Origin of the sequence: Aliikangiella coralliicola (assembly GCF_007004725.1) — a bacterium.
Taxonomy (GTDB): Bacteria; Pseudomonadota; Gammaproteobacteria; order Enterobacterales; family Kangiellaceae; genus Aliikangiella; species Aliikangiella coralliicola.
The window spans coordinates 239,492-255,605 of record NZ_ML660168.1; the positions used below are offsets into that span (position 1 = coordinate 239,492).

A 16,114-nucleotide genomic window follows, 5' to 3' on the forward strand; every position below is an offset into this window, starting at 1 on the left:
GTTTTTTTCGCAAAAAAAAACTCTTGCGGAGATTAGAACTTCTTAAAAAAGCAGCAAATAAAGTCAAACCTCCCTTAAGTGGGAAAATTGTCCCACACTCATAGAAATTGTTAACAAGTTAGAACAATACATTTTAAATTTTCTCGACTAATTAAGTGGACGAAAAATAATTTGAAACATTTGGAAAAACATTCAAAGGCTAATTGCACCTAAAATAGTCTTGAATTACGAAGTCATTCGTTGTTTAATACGAACAAGTTCGTAGATACTTGCGAACTTACCATCCGCTTATTCTGATAACAGAGAATAATTGATATGAATGCTATAGAGCCCAGGGATTTGAACCAGACAGCAATTCGCTTTTGTGAATGTTTATTAGATCCGGAAACCCAGACATTACAAACCAAACACGGCTTTGTTCGGTTACGCAGTAAACTTTGGTTAGTATTAATCGAGCTCACCAGGCAACCGAATAAATTGGTGCTGAGAGAGTCTCTAGTCAAAGATATCTGGCGAGGCAATAACTATACAGGCGAACAGGGACTAACTCATGCTATCTGCCATCTGCGCAGAATACTCAAAAGTTACAACATCCCTGCAAAAATCATCACTCTGCCCAAGAAAGGCTATATCTTGCAAAAGGAAAACGATGTATTTAGCGCCGATTCGGCGATGCAGAGCATAACGCCCACTCAAGGTTTGGATGTGTTTAACCAGAGCTACAATCAAATTGATAATTCCAAGATTGAAGTAAGATACACAATCGGCTAAGGAATTATCATCGGTTAGCTCGAAAGCTACAGCATGTGTGGCGTCACAACGCTGCATGTGCTCACTACGCAAAAATCCCTTCAATTTCTTTAACTTACACCCAATTTTATACAACATCTGATATGTGAAATAGCCGTTTTTCAGTTACTCCAGTCATGCTCGAAAACGGTCAGGCTTTAGATTCAGCCTTATTAATCCTCGATTTATACCTTTATTTTCTATAGGCTTAGCCTAGTTTAATCACACCGCAAGATTAGTAATTAATGTTAGGGGAGCTCATGCCTAGAATCGTCGCAAAACAAGACAACCTCAATGAACTAAATCAGAATTATGAACAAAAGCCGCTTAAACACCCCGTTTTTCTTAATTCGGTCCCTAAGTGTGGTACACACCTCATCAGAAATATTTTTAGAATGTTTGTTCCTGTTTCGCAGCAATATCACCAGACATTTATTCAGATTCCAGTCTTAAATCAACATCTGGCTGCATTTTCAACACAAAACCCCTATTTAAGTTGGGGACATTTACTTTTTTCAGACGACTCAGCTACAGCAACTCATCAGGTCAAACAACTCATCATCGTCCGCGATCCCTACAGTTGGGTTTTGGCCCGAGCGAGATTTTTTCTGTCAGATACATTTCAAGGTAATCTGGAGCATTTGAAGAGTGGCAAAATATCAGTAGAACAAGTACTGAACATGATGATTTTTGGAATTTACCAGAAAGCACCGACGCTGCAGGAAATTTATACACATAACGCAGTCTCCTGGTTGGGGACTCATACTGAGCTGGTAAAATTTGAAGATATTATTCAGCATCTAAAAAATCTGGACTCCCCGCAAGCTAAGGACTATTTTCAGGGTTTATTCGATGCCTGTGAAATGGGAGAGCTTCCTCCTGATTGGAAAGAGCGAATAAAAGTAGGTTCCGACAGAAAACAAAGCGGTACTGCGAGAGAGAATCTATCTGGGAAAAAATTTGATATTCCTAATGAACTACCTGAAACGCAAAAACAAATGGTCGAATTTGCTGCGCCGGGTTTAAGAAAAATACTGGGGTATGAATAAATACTTTGACATGGAATTCTGAATAAAAAAAAACCCTCGGATCGGCAGATCATAGAGGGTTTACAACCAGGGATGTAGCAATAATGCTACCCCTCTATGAAACCACTTTTCCACCCTGATAAACAATAGGACCCCGGTTGAATTTAAATTGAAAATATATTGCGTAAATATTTAAAAATGTTTCAGTCATTTATTAACAAAAAAAGATCAAAAATTTAAAATTTAATTCAATAATTTTTATATGCAATATTTACCTTGACCCCCCTAGATAAGTTTACTTTTTGTTCAAAAAATCACATAAATTATCTCAAAACCAAAATTCAATAATTTTTCAACACCGGTTCAATATTCAATTAGTTGTTTTTTTGCTTTGATACCGCCTGCGGAAATTACGAGCAATTTTTACTTGCCTGTCTGTTCCCAAATAAAAAGATAACAACCTCTTAAATTAGGGTAAATCAATCAATGAAGAAGAAATTATTCAAAATAAAGCCTTTGTCGTATGCACTAAAAAGTGCACTTTATGCGGCGGCTGGAATGATGGCATTTAATGTCGCATCCATCCAAGCTGCAGAAGAAGATGAAGCCGCAAGTGACGATAACAAGATTATCGTTACAGGATCACGTTTAAGCAGAACTGATGTTGAAGGCGCAGCACCGGTTCACATCATTACTGCCGAAGAAATTGAAGCCAATGGTTTTACAACGGCATTTGAAGCTTTAAAAGCACTGACTCAAGTTAATGGTTCCAATCAAGGAGCTCAAGACGGCGGTACTTTCACACAGGGCGCTGACTCTCTAAACCTTCGCTCCTTCGGCGCAGGTAGAACGCTGACGTTGGTTAACGGTAGAAGAATGGCAGATTACCCTCTTCCATTTAACGGTCAAAGTAACATCGTCAATGTTGCTAATATCCCTTCAGTTATGATCGAAAGAATTGAGGTTCTATCATCAGGCGCTTCAGCAATCTACGGTTCAGATGCAATAGCAGGCGTATTTAACATCATATTGAAAGACGAAGTCGATGGTCTGCATGCTACAGCACGCTTCGGAGATACCTCCGATGGTGGTGGCGAAAGCTACAGATTCCAACTTGTTGGTGGACATCAAACTGACAAACTAAATATGGTATACGGACTAGAGTTGTTTAATCGTGAACCAATAATGGCAAGTGACAGAGACTATATGGACTCTATTCTTGACAATCCTGATGTGATCAATGGTATATCAACTCCAGTAAACTCTCGCTCGTTTCTCGTTCTAGATCCATTTGATATTGATGGTGATGGCTCTCGATATATTGACCCAGGCCAAGCAACTTGTGACACACTTTCACATTTAGCAAACGGCACTATCGAGTATTCAACACGACCAGGCGCGGGTAATTTCTGTGGGACCGCTTATGACATAGGTTTTAGTAGTATCCGTAACGCGAAAGACAACGTAACAGGCTACTTAAATTTATCATACGAATTAAACTCTTCTCACGAGTTATTCGCGACTATGGTGGTAACCGACTCAAGAACCGAATTTAATACAGGAACTACCTATTGGGCTTATTCTGGCGAATCAGGTATCGGAGATAACTACTTCCTAAATTCCGCTTCTCCCGATTTAGCAGGAATAGGTGGTCGACCAGAATACTGGCAAAGGCTTATTACACCTGAAGAAACATCGAATAACGATAATAGATTTTCAGAAACAGCAATTGACATTACCATTGGTGCTAATGGTGAATTTTTTGGTGGGTTTGACTACGAAGCTTCTTTAAGCATTTCACAATACGACTTAACAAGAAAACGTCGTTTGATTGATGCTGCCACTGCAGATGCTTTCTTTTTAGGTGCGCAACAAGGAACAGCAAACTTCGGCCAAGGAACATGGAACGTATTCAACGCTGACATATCCAGACTTTATCAACCGCTAACCACCGCAGAATATGATTCTATTACTGGTATCGACAAAACCACAGCGGACTCTAAAAATGTCTCGACAACATTGGTATTAACCAACGAAGATATTTTCGAAATGCCTGCGGGTTCTGCCGGTTTAGCGTTAGTCGTTGAAGCAGCAACTCAAGAATATGAAATTAATCTTGATCCAAAATTAATCAACGGCGAATGGTTCGGATTTACCGGAACAGGCGGTGGCGGTGAGCGTGACCGATATGCACTTGGCGCTGAATTTAAAGTTCCTTTAACTGAAGATTTGCAAGCCACCTTTGCAGCTCGCTGGGATAAATATGACGACGAGACCAATGTTGACGACGCCACAACTTTTAATATTGGGTTAGAGTATCGTCCGATTGAAAGCCTATTAATCAGAGGAAGTTATTCAACCAGTTTCCGCGCGCCAGACATGCATTACGTATACGCTGCACCGAGTGGTTACTTCGCAAACGTGACAGACCAATATTTATGTCGTCGTGATCAATTAGCTGAAATCACACTACCTAACGGAAATCTCGATTACAACCTTTGTACACTCAATGCAAGTGTAGATGGTGTTGGTTTAGACGGAACCTACAACATTGAAGGTGCTCGCCAGGGTTCAACTTTCCTTGAAGAGGAAGAAGGCGAATCAGCAACTATCGGTTTTGTTTTTGACTTTACCGATGACATGAGTCTAACAGTTGATTACTACCAAATTAAGCTTGAAAACGCGGTACGTGATCGAAGCAGAGCAAGTTTGTTAGAAGTTGAGGCTGATTGCCGACTTGGTGTAACAACAGGTGGTAACTCTGTCGATATTAATTCTGCAGAATGTCAAAATGTACTAAGTTTAATCACACGAAATACAGCTAACGGCACAATTACACAAGAGTTCATTGACTCAATTGTTACTGGCCCTATTAACGCTGCACTTCGTGAAACTTCAGGTTTTGATGTCGCTTATAACTACAGACTTGTTACTGACTCAATCGGTGATTTTGCATTCAGAGTGAACTACAACATTACTGATTCTGACGAAGACCAGCAGTTTGCCGGCGACGAAGTTCGTGACAGACGTCACCACAAACAGTTCTTTGACTTCAGAAGTCAGGTTAATGTGTCTGCTAACTGGAAAATCGATGACTGGAGCACAACATTGTTTGCTCACTACACTGGTTCTGTTCCAAACTGGGCAGAAACAGACAGATGTTGTGAAGTTACAACCTATAACCTTTCTGTTGCCTATCAAGCAACTGATGATTTGAAAGTAGGTTTATTTGTTAAGAACTTACTGGATGAAAATCCTCAGCAAGATTCTACATTCAACACCTACCCATACTACCAAACAGGTCAGTATGACGGTTATGGTCGCGAATATAGCTTGCAGTTTGATTATGCTTTCGGAGAATAATCACTTAGGTTAAGCGTTTTTAAGAAACGTACAAAAAGCCGGTTAGCGAATGTTAATCGGCTTTTTTGTTGCTTTGATGAAACACTCTGGACTCTAGGCCGCTGCTGTCAATAGAATGTCTTTTCGACTTAGCTTAACTACAAACTACCCGCGTGAAGAGCTCTCCTACAGACTTTGATTCACTCAACGATTTATCAAATATCAATATAAGAAAATCATTCCAATCAAATAAGGCTTCGTCTGTAAAGGGCGTTAAGCTAAGCTACCCTAATTATTTGCAGATACCAGCTTTAAAACGTCACAGATAAACGATGTTTTTTCTCGCGTGTATTTTTCTCTATCGCCATTAGATTCTCTCGCAAGCTGACGTTTTAAGGCTGCATATTCTTGGGCAACGATGGGATGAGAACGCAAGTAGTCGCGAAATGCCAATCTCTCAAACCACAATTTACTTTCAAAAGGAACAAGATGAAGGTGGTGCGTCCTGATTTCGGGGGATGGCTTACAAAACCAATGCATTACATCGCCTTTGTAGGGATGATAACAATAGCCATTGACTTCCATTATTTGTATCGCTTTTTTTGAAGATTCAAGAGTTTTTACACCTACCATGATATCAATAACAGGTTTTGCAGCCAGCCCTTTAACAGCTGTACTTCCAACATGTTCAATGGTTCCGTGAATGAAATCTTCGAGTAAGGAGCCTATAAAGCGTCTCTCTTCATCAAACATATCAGGCCAATCAGGGTTGTATTCTAGTATTGATATCATCGCTTTCTACTGTAATTTCTATTAATCATAATAGTAACACCTCAATACCTGATTACTTTTACAAATGTCGATCACTTAATAAATGAAATAAAAAAAGCCCCATCAAAGATGAGGCTTTTAAATGGCTAACTGACTAACTTAAGAAGTTAGAAAGAAACAGTGTAAGTAACTGAGTACTCTCTGCCAATCGGGTTAGAATAACCACCATTGTTGAAGAACCAAGGCCAGTTATTATTGGTCGGATCTTCTGCTGGGTCTTCGTTAAACACGTTGTTAATACCAAGGCTTACTCTGCCCGCGTCGCCGAAATCATATCGACCACTGATATTAGTTAATGCATAAGTATCGATAAACTCATCAGCAGTACAGTTAACACCATTAACGCCGCACATTTCATCTACCCAAACATAACGAACCGTCGCTCCCCAGTTATCTCTAGTCCAATCAACCGTCAGGTTGAAACGATAGTCAGGTTGAGTCGCGATACCCGTATTTTCAACTACAGGAGAGGTTTCATTGAACTGAGTTTCAAATGAATCAACGTAAGCCAACTCACCCTTGAACTTAAATTCACCAGCTTGTTCCGTAGTCAACTTATAGTTTACTGTAAAGTCAGCGCCCAGAATTTCCTGGAATGACAAGTTACGAGCTGTTGCGGCGATATTTGCCAAAACACCTTGTGGGTTACGTGAAATGTTCTCACAGAAAATCCCGTTTTGATCACAGCTATCAATAATGAATTGAGGAGTTGGTGTATTAACAATTTCCTCAAGTCTGATATTGTAAATATCCATGCTGAAATCGAGATCATCCGTTGCTTGCCAAACAATTCCGAAGTTATAGTTTTCACCTTCTTCTTCTTGTAGCGCAATGTTAGATCCAGTTGTCAATGGAACAGATTGTTCTCTCCAGACTGCTGCCGCTGCGGTAGAACAGAATGCGTTAGCAATTGGAATTCTTACACCAGGATTATTTGGATCTAAACAGAAGTTAGGATCATTTACAGTTTGGAATGCTGAAGTCGTCGCGCCAAATAAACGTTGCATATCAGGGGCACGGAAACTTTCACCGGCGGTGAAACGCAGCATCAACTCTTCAATTGGTCGATAAGTAACAGCGATACGAGGACTTACTGCGCTTCCTGTTTCAGACGCATCATCGTAGTTATCATGTCTTACAGCAATATCAACTTCTAATTGATCCGTCACAGGTAACGCAATCTCAAAACCTATGCCGGTATGATCTCTCTCACCCGCGCCAGCTGAACTACCATCAAAGGCATCACCAGCTAGTGAAATTGGATCAGCTGTATTAAAGAAACTTTCACGCTGAAAATCTGAGAACACCGCGAACTGGGCATTACCGCCACTTAGCTCAAAAGGTAGCTCGCCAGAAATCTGGAAGTCCGCACTGAAGTTGTCAGATTCTGCTTCACGAAGTGAATCAAAACTAACGCTATCAATCACTGACTGCGGAATAATCTGGAATAAATCCAACCCGTTGGTCACAGCATTGTTGAACGATGAGCTAATAATGTTACGTCGTTTATTAGTAAAACGAATTTTATTGTAACTAATAGAAGCTTCCCAATCGTACATTGCATCACCGAAACTTCCTTCAAGACCAATCAGGACATTAACGCCATCATTACGAAGTTGACCAGTTCTGTCTCCAAACTCAAATAAACGACGACGGAAGAAACCATCACGCTCATTTGCAGTTCCAGTTGTTGGGTTGTTAGCGGAACCAGCAGGAACAAGACCCCAAATATAATCTGGAGAACCATCTGCTAAAAATCCAAAATCAGTACCAGCTAACACTGTACCCGCCGCTGAAGGAGCAACAGTTGTCAAGTTACTTCCTGGCTGCTGTCCGCCCCACCACGCATTGTAGTAGTTTGGCTCAAGATTTGTTCGAGTTTCATAAGTCGAGAAACCTGCACGAACATATCCACTCAAGTCTGGCGTGAATTCTCTATCGACTCTTACCGACAAGGCTGCGCGCTCATTCTCAGGGAACAATTGGCGATGCTGAGTTCGGTTGTAGCGGCAGAAATCACCAGGAATTCCGGTATTAACCAATCTGCTACCTAGTGGATCATTTGGATCACCACAAAGTGGGTAGGCGATAGTTTCAGTTGAAAAGTCAGGGTTAACAGCTTGGAAACTTGCACCACCAGAACTTAACACACCTCTTGGGTTAGCAAGATCTGAAGCAGCATAATCTCGCTGGCTTGCCGCCAGTTCATCGTTATGTTGATATTCTGCTATAACGTTCACAGTTGTTTTACCGCTAGTTGCGCCAGCAACAACAGAAACACGTTCATTTTGATAGCCGCCGTCAGACGTATCGCCTAAGCGTACAGAAACTTCGGTTCCTTCAAAATCTTTTCGGGTGATAACATTGATTACACCAGAAATTGCATCAGATCCGTAAATAGCCGATGCACCATCGGTCAAAATTTCAACCCTTTCTATCATTGATGCCGGAATCGCTGATAAATCAACAAAGTTACTGGTTCCAGAATTCGCTACTGGATAAATGGGAATTCGCTTGCCATCGATCAAGGTCAATGAGCGACCGTTACCGAAGCCACGCAAGTTAACTGATGATGCACCAGGTACAAACCCGAATGTGAAACTTTGGTCTACTGAACCACCAGTGTTTTGTGCCAAAGAGTCCAATGCATCTTGTAAGGTTGAATAACCTTGGTTATCCATATCTTCTCTAGTGATAACAACAACAGGTGACGCGCCTTGTGCATCGATTCTTTTAATTCGACTACCTGTTATTACAATTTTTTGATCGTCTTCACTTTCTTCCGCTGCTTGTACTCCCGGAACAGCGAGAATAGCAATTCCAAGTGCAGCAATACTTGAACGTACTGCTTTTGAAATTGGTGAGTAATTATGTACTTTCATTTTTTTTCCTCATGAGACTTCAGTTGAGTTAAATCCCTAATGTGAGATTTGTTATTTGCCTGTCATAACTCGACTACTTTTATTTATTATGTTTATGCTTTTCTTTTTTTATTTACTGAATCCAAGCAAGCTATATAAAACTAAATATATCTTGGTCTAACAAGTTCAAACATATTGAATTTACATTGAGTAATCATTGAATAAAGCTTTACCTAAATAGAAATTACTATTCACAAAAGCCGATGTGGAAAAAATTCATTTCAATTTGCAATAAAAATTTCAGCTAAAATTTTGATTAACATATCAACAGTTTTTTAATAAATCGCTATAAATAGGCTAAATTACGCACAATTCAAAATCCTCAATTAATAATTTAGATGATGAACAAAAATTAATTTTATGATTTTTAGATTGAAAAAAATTATTGAATAATTATTGAATTTATATCGGCAAAATATTTTATTCACAAAAATTATGGAACTAGAATTGGGCTAGATTGTCATCGCAAAAATCGAATATTTCTAAATGAAATATTTTTATTTGATAATGAGTTTACGCTACGGAAATAACAAGAAATTAAAAGATTTATTCAATTTTAAATAAATAAAAATTAGCTGGTTTTCTTCTGGCAAAAAACAATTGAATTTAGAGATTGCAGTAAGTCCATTATAGTTTTATCATATCAAAAAACACTAACTCTATAAATCAACTATGACTCTTAACGAATTGAGATATGTTGTCGCTGTCGCTCAAACACAGCACTTTAGTAAAGCGGCAGACTCTTGCCATGTCAGTCAGCCCAGTTTGAGCATCGCAATCAGAAAACTGGAAGAAGAACTTGGAATAACCATATTCCAGCGGGGCAAACGCCAGGTTGAGGTGACTCCTGAAGGAGAAACCGTGGTTCAGCAAGCCCAAAAGGTCATCGAAGAGGCAGAAAAGCTGACTTATTTGAAAACGGTGCAAAAAAATCCCCTGGAAGGTGTTTTAAAAATTGGCGCAATTTTTACTATTGGACCCTACCTGTTTCCCTCACTTATCCCTTACATTCGCCAGCATTTCCCGGAAATGCCTTTGCACATTGACGAAGACTACACTGAAAACCTGCGAAAAAAGCTACTCAAAGCTGAAATCGATATCGCAGTTCTTGCATTACCTTTCTCAGATCCGGCCATAGAAACCCTTGAAATCTATGATGAAGATTTTATGCCGCTTTTTTATGAAGGCCACCCGTTTGGCGAAATGCCTGAAATAAAAGTCAACGATGTGCCCAGCAAAGATCTACTAATGCTGGGTAAAGGCAACTGTTTTCGTGATCAAGTAATCGCCGCATGCCCGACTTGCAGCTCACCAACAAGTAGCGTCGATGATTGGGTCGTTGGCAGTTCTTTAGAAACAATTCGCCACATGGTTGCAATGAAGCTAGGCATAACGGTGATGCCTGTTACCGCATTAGCCAAACAAACCGACTACCCGGGTTTAGACTCAAGACCCTTTGCCGAACCAGTGCCTAAAAGACGCATTGTTTTAGCATGGCGTTCAAGTTTTCCGCGTAAAGAGGCTGTCAAAGTCATTGCTGAGTCATTACAACAAGCCCTGGCAGCTCAAGTTGATCTACTCCCTTTGAAGTTAGAGCGCTAACAACGGAATCACCTCTTGCAGACAAAGCTTGCCACAATTCCAGTTAGCAGCCTGAAAGGCGTGGGCCCTAAAGTCGCTGAAAAGTTAAACCGACTGTCCATATGCTCGCTGGAAGATTTGCTGTTTCACCTGCCGCTAAGGTACCAGGACCGCAGTAGAATTCACCCCATTGCCAGTTTGCAGCAAGGACAGACAGCACAAGTCTGCGGCATGATTGAAGCCTCTGATATCGTATTCGGCAAGCGTCGCTCGCTGGTATGCAAAATTTCAGATGGTACCGGCATTCTTGATATCAGGTTGTTTTATTTTTCAATGGCCCAGAAAAAGCAATTTGTGAGAGGACAATACATACAGTGCTACGGTCAAGTGAGTCATACCGGAAAAAACTTTGGCATGATTCACCCTGAGCTGACTTATTTAAAAGACAGCGCAATTCCAAAGCTTCAGGAAGGATTACAAGCCGTTTACCCAACAACAGAAGGGCTGCAACAACGCACTTTTACTTCAGCAATACGTCAAGCACTATCTCAACTAAAACGCTCAAATGTCACTGAACTTATCCCGCAGCAGTGGTTGGAAAAACTCGATTTTCCGCCGCTGGCCGACGCACTAATGATGCTTCATCAACCCCCGCTGGATATTTCGCTGGCGGCACTGGAGTCGGGGGAACATCCTTTAATCAAAAGACTCGCTTTTGAAGAATTGGTTGCGCAGCATATTTCACTACAAAAAATAAAATTAAAGACTCAAGCCCACAATGCCATTTCTTTTCGGCAAAACAAGGCTAAGGATGGAGAGTTTAGACGCTCTCTGCCATTCGAACTGACCAACGCACAAAACCAGGTCATTAGCGAAATTCAATCTGATCTTGAGAAAAAACATCCCATGATGCGCTTGGTCCAAGGTGATGTTGGATCAGGCAAAACACTGGTTGCAGCACTTAATATGCTGACCGTTGTTAGCGCTAACTATCAAGCAATACTCATGGCACCAACGGAAATTCTCGCGGAGCAGCACTTCAAATCTTTCGAGAACTGGTTTCGATCATTTGACATTAATGTCACTTTATTAACCAGTAAAATGTCTGCCCCTTTAAAAAGAACGGCATTAGAAAACATCGCAAGCGGTGACTCCAAAATTATCATTGGCACACACGCATTATTTCAGGATCAAGTTCAATTTAATCAACTGGCATTAGTTGTCATTGATGAACAACACCGATTTGGGGTTGAACAACGAAAAACCCTGTTAGAAAAAAGCTTGCAGGCAAATCAGGGAAAATACCGACCACATCAGCTAGTCATGACAGCGACACCAATACCGCGTACCTTAACTCAGACAGCATACGCCGATCTGGATCTTTCGGTCATTGACGAACTACCACCGGGCAGAAAGCCCGTCACAACTGCAGTAGTCGGCAGTGAAAAACGCGACCAGGTGATCGAACGGGTTAAGCAAGCTTGTCTTAATGACCATCGACAAATTTACTGGGTTTGTACATTAATCGACGAATCAGAAGAACTCCAGTGCCAGGCCGCAGAAGCGACACACCAACAACTTATCGAGCGGCTTCCAGAACTAAAAGTAGCACTTATTCACGGCCGAATGAAAAATGACCTTAAGCAACAAGTCATGAACGATTTTAAAGCTGGAAAAACAGATCTTTTGGTCGCGACTACTGTAATTGAAGTTGGTGTTGATGTTCCCAACGCTAGCTTAATGGTTATTGAAAATCCTGAAAGATTAGGTCTTTCGCAATTACACCAACTGCGAGGCCGCGTCGGTCGAGGCGAAAAAGAAAGTCATTGCTTACTGATGTACCATGGACCGCTTTCGCAAAATGCCAAACAACGCCTTAAGGTTATGCGCGAAACCAATGATGGATTTGTTATTGCAGAAAAAGATCTTGAATTGCGTGGCCCGGGCGAAGTTCTGGGAACCCGCCAAACCGGCGCAATTGCCTATCAATTTGCCGATATTATTCGTGACAGCGATCTCTTGCCCGATGTTTACTTTTGCGCAAACGATCTTATGGAAAACTCCCCTAAGCTAGCCGAAGCGCTTTGTACGCGGTGGGTTAAAAGCAAAGAAGATTTGAGCAGAGTCTAAGGTCAATTACTCTTTTATTAAAGTCTCCTGTTTTTCTGTTCATTGCTAATTCCGTTAGTTACCAACTCCTTTCATACCAGGGCATGTTGCCGTTATGTTATGGCCGCGCTCTTTGAAATAAAAAATGCTAGTGAATAACCAGTAAAAACTGGCTACCACTAGCCAACCAATGACCATGGAGTCATTTCTTATAATTCTTTAACCTCAACTTCTTAGTTGAATCAACAAGCCTTTCCTGACTGACAGGACGAACTTCACTGAGCAAACCGGTCTGCTTGCTAACGTACAGTAGATGTTTTTCGACACTTGTTGCCGAGTTTTTGCGCAAACCGACTAACACCTTCCAATAAGGACCATCAGACACAATTTCGCGTATCTGTGCACCACCTGGTGCAATTTGTTTGGAATAACCTCTGCTAAACAAAAAACGCCTGACTATTCTTTTTGCCTTTTGACTGGAAATCAGAGTTTGCGGTTTATAACTATCCACACTGTTTCCCACTTGTTTAACTTTTTCTGTTGATTGATTCGCTGATTCAATCGCTGGATTCGAAAAGCTAAATTGAGCACTCAATAAAAACAAACTGACGAGTGACGTTTTGATACAATTTTTGACTGTACAATTCGATTTTTTGGCTAAGCACCTTGAAATTTTCATATATACTCTCCTGATCAGAGAGACTTCGAGAACACGATTTGCAACCTCTCGACAAAGCGGCGGTAATAAAAGGTATTCATCGTTGTCATGGAAAAAGTTTAACGAGAATGAAAAATAAAGAACTGAATTCAAACCGATAAAGTCCTGATATTTACCTGAAATAACTCTGAGTTCTATTTAACCCTTTGATGTATGAGGTATTATTCTGAAAAGCCTGAGAATTGGTTTTTGTCTGAACCCAAGAAATAAATATTACTAGTCTAAAAGCAACTATTACTATCGATTAATGAGTTTCGATTAATGAGCAATAAAAGTAATGTATTCTGGATTGCCGACTGGCTGGTTGAGCCCGACCTGGTGAGACTTAGTGCCGGCGATAAACAAGTAACAATTCGCCCTAAAGAAATGGACTTGCTTGTTTTGCTAGCCGAAGCTAATGGTGAAGTGGTTACGACACAGGATATACTCGATAAAGTATGGCGAGACACCGCAGTTAACAATGACTCAATTTATTATGCTCTCAGCCAGCTCAGAAAAGCTTTTGGAGACAACCGGCAGCAACCCGCTTTTATTGAAACGATTCCTAAACGCGGCTACCGACTATTAGCCCAGGTTCGAAGTTTCTCAGACGAAAGTGATGTCACTCCCGATTTATCTGGTAAGCCTGACGAATTACCCATCGAATCTGAAGAGAACAGTTTTCAAACAGCTCAACCAAACTCAAAATTCTCAATAAAAACCTGGGGTTCAGTCATCGTTCTGGTTGCTTCTATTAGCTTACTTTTGGTAAAACTAATAGAATTCCCTTCTCACAAAAATTCTCAGGCAAACTCTCCAGCTCCGCAAAGCAAAAGCATTCTGCCTTTTAACGCGATTGCCGTTATGCCGTTCGATGACTTAAGCATTGAGGGCGATCAAACCTATTTCTCAAACGGTATCAGTGATGAATTAATGAATCAGCTCGCCAGAGTAAAAGGTTTGAAAGTAACCGCTCGTACTTCGGCCTATTCACTAAAAAATAAATCTCTCAGCGTTCCAGAAATTGGAAAAGCACTCAATGTCGGCGCAGTGGTTGAAGGTAGTGTCCGCTTAGATGGACAGATACTGAGAGTCACAGCTCAACTCATCGATGCCAATAATGGGTATCAGTTATGGTCAAAAACCTACCAGAGAGAACTCAACAATATTTTTAATATTCAAGACGAAATCAGCCGCTCCATCGTCAGCGCCTTATTGCCCGAATTGAGTAACAAAGCCGATCAACTTAGGCCAAAATCAATTCCGCAACTCAATACTCAAGCATACCTTCTCTATCTTAAGGGGCTGGACGCAGTAAAGATCAATACTCACCAAGCACTTGAACAATCTGTTGAATTTTTTAGTACAGCATTAGAAATAGAGCCGGGATTTGCTAACGCTTTGACCGAACTGGCCTTTGCAAAACTACTTTTATTGGAAACAGGCGCAAGCAATGATAGTGGGTTGCGTGACCAAGCCAAAGCACACCTTGATGAAGCAAAAAGGCTGTCTCCTAAAAATGGTCGTATTTATTCTGTATTGGCAAAACATTCATTCTTTGAAAACGAACCAGAAAATTGCGCAGCGCTGTTTAGAAAAGCCCTGGAACTTTCGCCCAATGACTCTGAATCGAAAGCGCAATTAGCCATGGTTTTATACGCCAACAATAAAAGTAACTCAGAACACTTATTTTATGAAGCGATAAAAGAAGATCCTTTTAACGATACCATCAGGTTGATGTATGGGCACTACCTGGTTAAACGAGGAAGAATCACTGAAGCACTAGAGTCAATACAAAGAGCTTCGGAAATCAATCCAAGAAATCCCAATCACTTATGGCGGATTGCACAGCTTTATATGAACCAGCGAGGCAATATTCAGCAAGGTATTAAAGTATTAGAAACCGCCGCAAAAATGGATAGAAATGATCCTGAGCTCTTATATTTTATGCAACTGGGCTACCTCACACTCGGGACACTTGCTCCACAAGAAGATCTCGCCATTTTAAATCATCAAAAATCCACAATGATTAATGCTTTCGGCGCGTTAATCGAGTCGCTATATTATCTGAATCATGGCAGAGAAGCAGAGGCTATGGAGGCTGCAAAATCTATTTTTGACGAAGACAATGTCCGTTTTTCTCATGGTTCACGTGAGCTGCTGATCCGCATTGTGACCAACCAGCTTTTATGGCTTAACAAACCGCTGGAGGCTGAGCAGTTTTTGCTGACATATAGCCCAGAAGTCAGACGCTTTAAAGACTCTCCTGAACTCAGTATCAGTAAAGGTGCATTTCCTAAAAAGTTAAGGCTCAGAAGCTTACTGAGTTATGCCAACATACTCAAAATGCTGAATAAGAACGATGAATACCTAGCGCTCATGAATCAAATGGAAACCGTAAACCTTTCCTATCAGCGGCGGCACCGCGACCAACTAAAGGCAAGGGATTATTTAATAGAAGCAGAATTACTCGCCATTCAAGGCGATAACAATGGTGCTTTAGAGATGCTGGAAAAGTCAGTTAATAAAGGCTTCAGATTCATCTGGCAGCTGGACATTCTTAACAACAACGCTTTTCGAAAAATCAACCAGGAAACCAGATTTGAACAGCTCATAGAATACATTCAAAAAGACATGCAACAACAAAAGCTAGCTTTACTTAGTCCATAATCCTGTCTGACCGGAGAGTTGGACTAAGTTAGCTAGGGCGTGTTTACCTTTCGTTCTTTGAAATTGTTGCGGCTAAAATTTTGCCAATCAAGTGGTTCGGCATCCCGAAGAGCGGAGCGTGGTTTAGTTATTCTAAATGAGCGACA

General features: G+C 40.8%; 9 protein-coding genes. 6 read left to right on the plus strand and 3 right to left on the minus strand.

The window, feature by feature from the left end; all coding sequences use genetic code 11:
* Positions 1-315: 315 nt before the first annotated feature.
* From FLL46_RS20105 to FLL46_RS20115, 3 genes are all read left to right on the plus strand, one after another.
* Entirely contained in the window at positions 316-771 is a 456-nt protein-coding gene (locus tag FLL46_RS20105) for a winged helix-turn-helix domain-containing protein (protein ID WP_142933147.1), read from the plus strand.
* 278 nt (positions 772-1,049) lie between these two features.
* A complete protein-coding gene (locus FLL46_RS20110; RefSeq protein ID WP_142933148.1) occupies positions 1,050-1,838 on the plus strand; it encodes a hypothetical protein in 789 nt (262 codons plus the stop codon).
* A 465-nt stretch (positions 1,839-2,303) separates the two neighbouring features.
* Positions 2,304-5,180: a TonB-dependent receptor plug domain-containing protein gene (locus FLL46_RS20115; protein ID WP_142933149.1), complete on the plus strand. Its 2,877-nt coding sequence runs from the start codon at positions 2,304-2,306 to the stop codon at positions 5,178-5,180.
* 267 nt (positions 5,181-5,447) lie between these two features.
* On the opposite strand, the gene FLL46_RS20120 is transcribed toward FLL46_RS20115, so the two are convergent.
* Together FLL46_RS20120 and FLL46_RS20125 are read right to left on the minus strand one after the other, a co-directional pair.
* Entirely contained in the window at positions 5,448-5,951 is a 504-nt protein-coding gene (locus tag FLL46_RS20120) for a GrpB family protein (RefSeq protein WP_142933150.1), read from the minus strand.
* Positions 5,952-6,097: 146 nt separating this feature from the next.
* Entirely contained in the window at positions 6,098-8,872 is a 2,775-nt protein-coding gene (locus FLL46_RS20125) for a TonB-dependent receptor plug domain-containing protein (RefSeq protein ID WP_142933151.1), read from the minus strand.
* Between the two features lie 711 nt (positions 8,873-9,583).
* Here FLL46_RS20125 and FLL46_RS20130 point away from each other — a divergent pair.
* Together FLL46_RS20130 and recG are read left to right on the plus strand one after the other, a co-directional pair.
* Positions 9,584-10,513: a hydrogen peroxide-inducible genes activator gene (locus FLL46_RS20130; protein WP_142933152.1), complete on the plus strand. Its 930-nt coding sequence runs from the start codon at positions 9,584-9,586 to the stop codon at positions 10,511-10,513.
* A gap of 15 nt (positions 10,514-10,528) precedes the next feature.
* Positions 10,529-12,622 (plus strand): ATP-dependent DNA helicase RecG, encoded by a 2,094-nt coding sequence (recG, locus tag FLL46_RS20135; protein WP_142933153.1) that lies wholly within the window; start codon positions 10,529-10,531, stop codon positions 12,620-12,622.
* 181 nt (positions 12,623-12,803) lie between these two features.
* Here recG and FLL46_RS20140 read toward each other — a convergent pair whose 3' ends face one another.
* Positions 12,804-13,280: a hypothetical protein gene (locus FLL46_RS20140; protein ID WP_142933154.1), complete on the minus strand. Its 477-nt coding sequence runs from the start codon at positions 13,278-13,280 to the stop codon at positions 12,804-12,806.
* A gap of 300 nt (positions 13,281-13,580) precedes the next feature.
* Here FLL46_RS20140 and FLL46_RS20145 point away from each other — a divergent pair, with 300 nt between their 5' ends.
* On the plus strand, positions 13,581-15,968 hold the full coding sequence (locus FLL46_RS20145; RefSeq protein ID WP_142933155.1) for a winged helix-turn-helix domain-containing protein: 2,388 nt from the start codon (positions 13,581-13,583) through the stop codon (positions 15,966-15,968).
* The last annotated feature ends 146 nt before the right edge of the window (positions 15,969-16,114 follow it).

What these genes read in the sequence shown, in the direction of transcription:
- FLL46_RS20105 (WP_142933147.1), top strand. Translation starts at nt 316, where the DNA reads ATGAATGCTATAGAGCCCAGGGATTTGAACCAGACAGCAATTCGCTTT.
- FLL46_RS20110 (WP_142933148.1), top strand. Translation starts at nt 1,050, where the DNA reads ATGCCTAGAATCGTCGCAAAACAAGACAACCTCAATGAACTAAATCAG.
- FLL46_RS20115 (WP_142933149.1), top strand. Translation starts at nt 2,304, where the DNA reads ATGAAGAAGAAATTATTCAAAATAAAGCCTTTGTCGTATGCACTAAAA.
- FLL46_RS20120 (WP_142933150.1), bottom strand. Translation starts at nt 5,951, where the DNA reads ATGATATCAATACTAGAATACAACCCTGATTGGCCTGATATGTTTGAT.
- FLL46_RS20125 (WP_142933151.1), bottom strand. Translation starts at nt 8,872, where the DNA reads ATGAAAGTACATAATTACTCACCAATTTCAAAAGCAGTACGTTCAAGT.
- FLL46_RS20130 (WP_142933152.1), top strand. Translation starts at nt 9,584, where the DNA reads ATGACTCTTAACGAATTGAGATATGTTGTCGCTGTCGCTCAAACACAG.
- FLL46_RS20140 (WP_142933154.1), bottom strand. Translation starts at nt 13,280, where the DNA reads ATGAAAATTTCAAGGTGCTTAGCCAAAAAATCGAATTGTACAGTCAAA.
- FLL46_RS20145 (WP_142933155.1), top strand. Translation starts at nt 13,581, where the DNA reads ATGAGCAATAAAAGTAATGTATTCTGGATTGCCGACTGGCTGGTTGAG.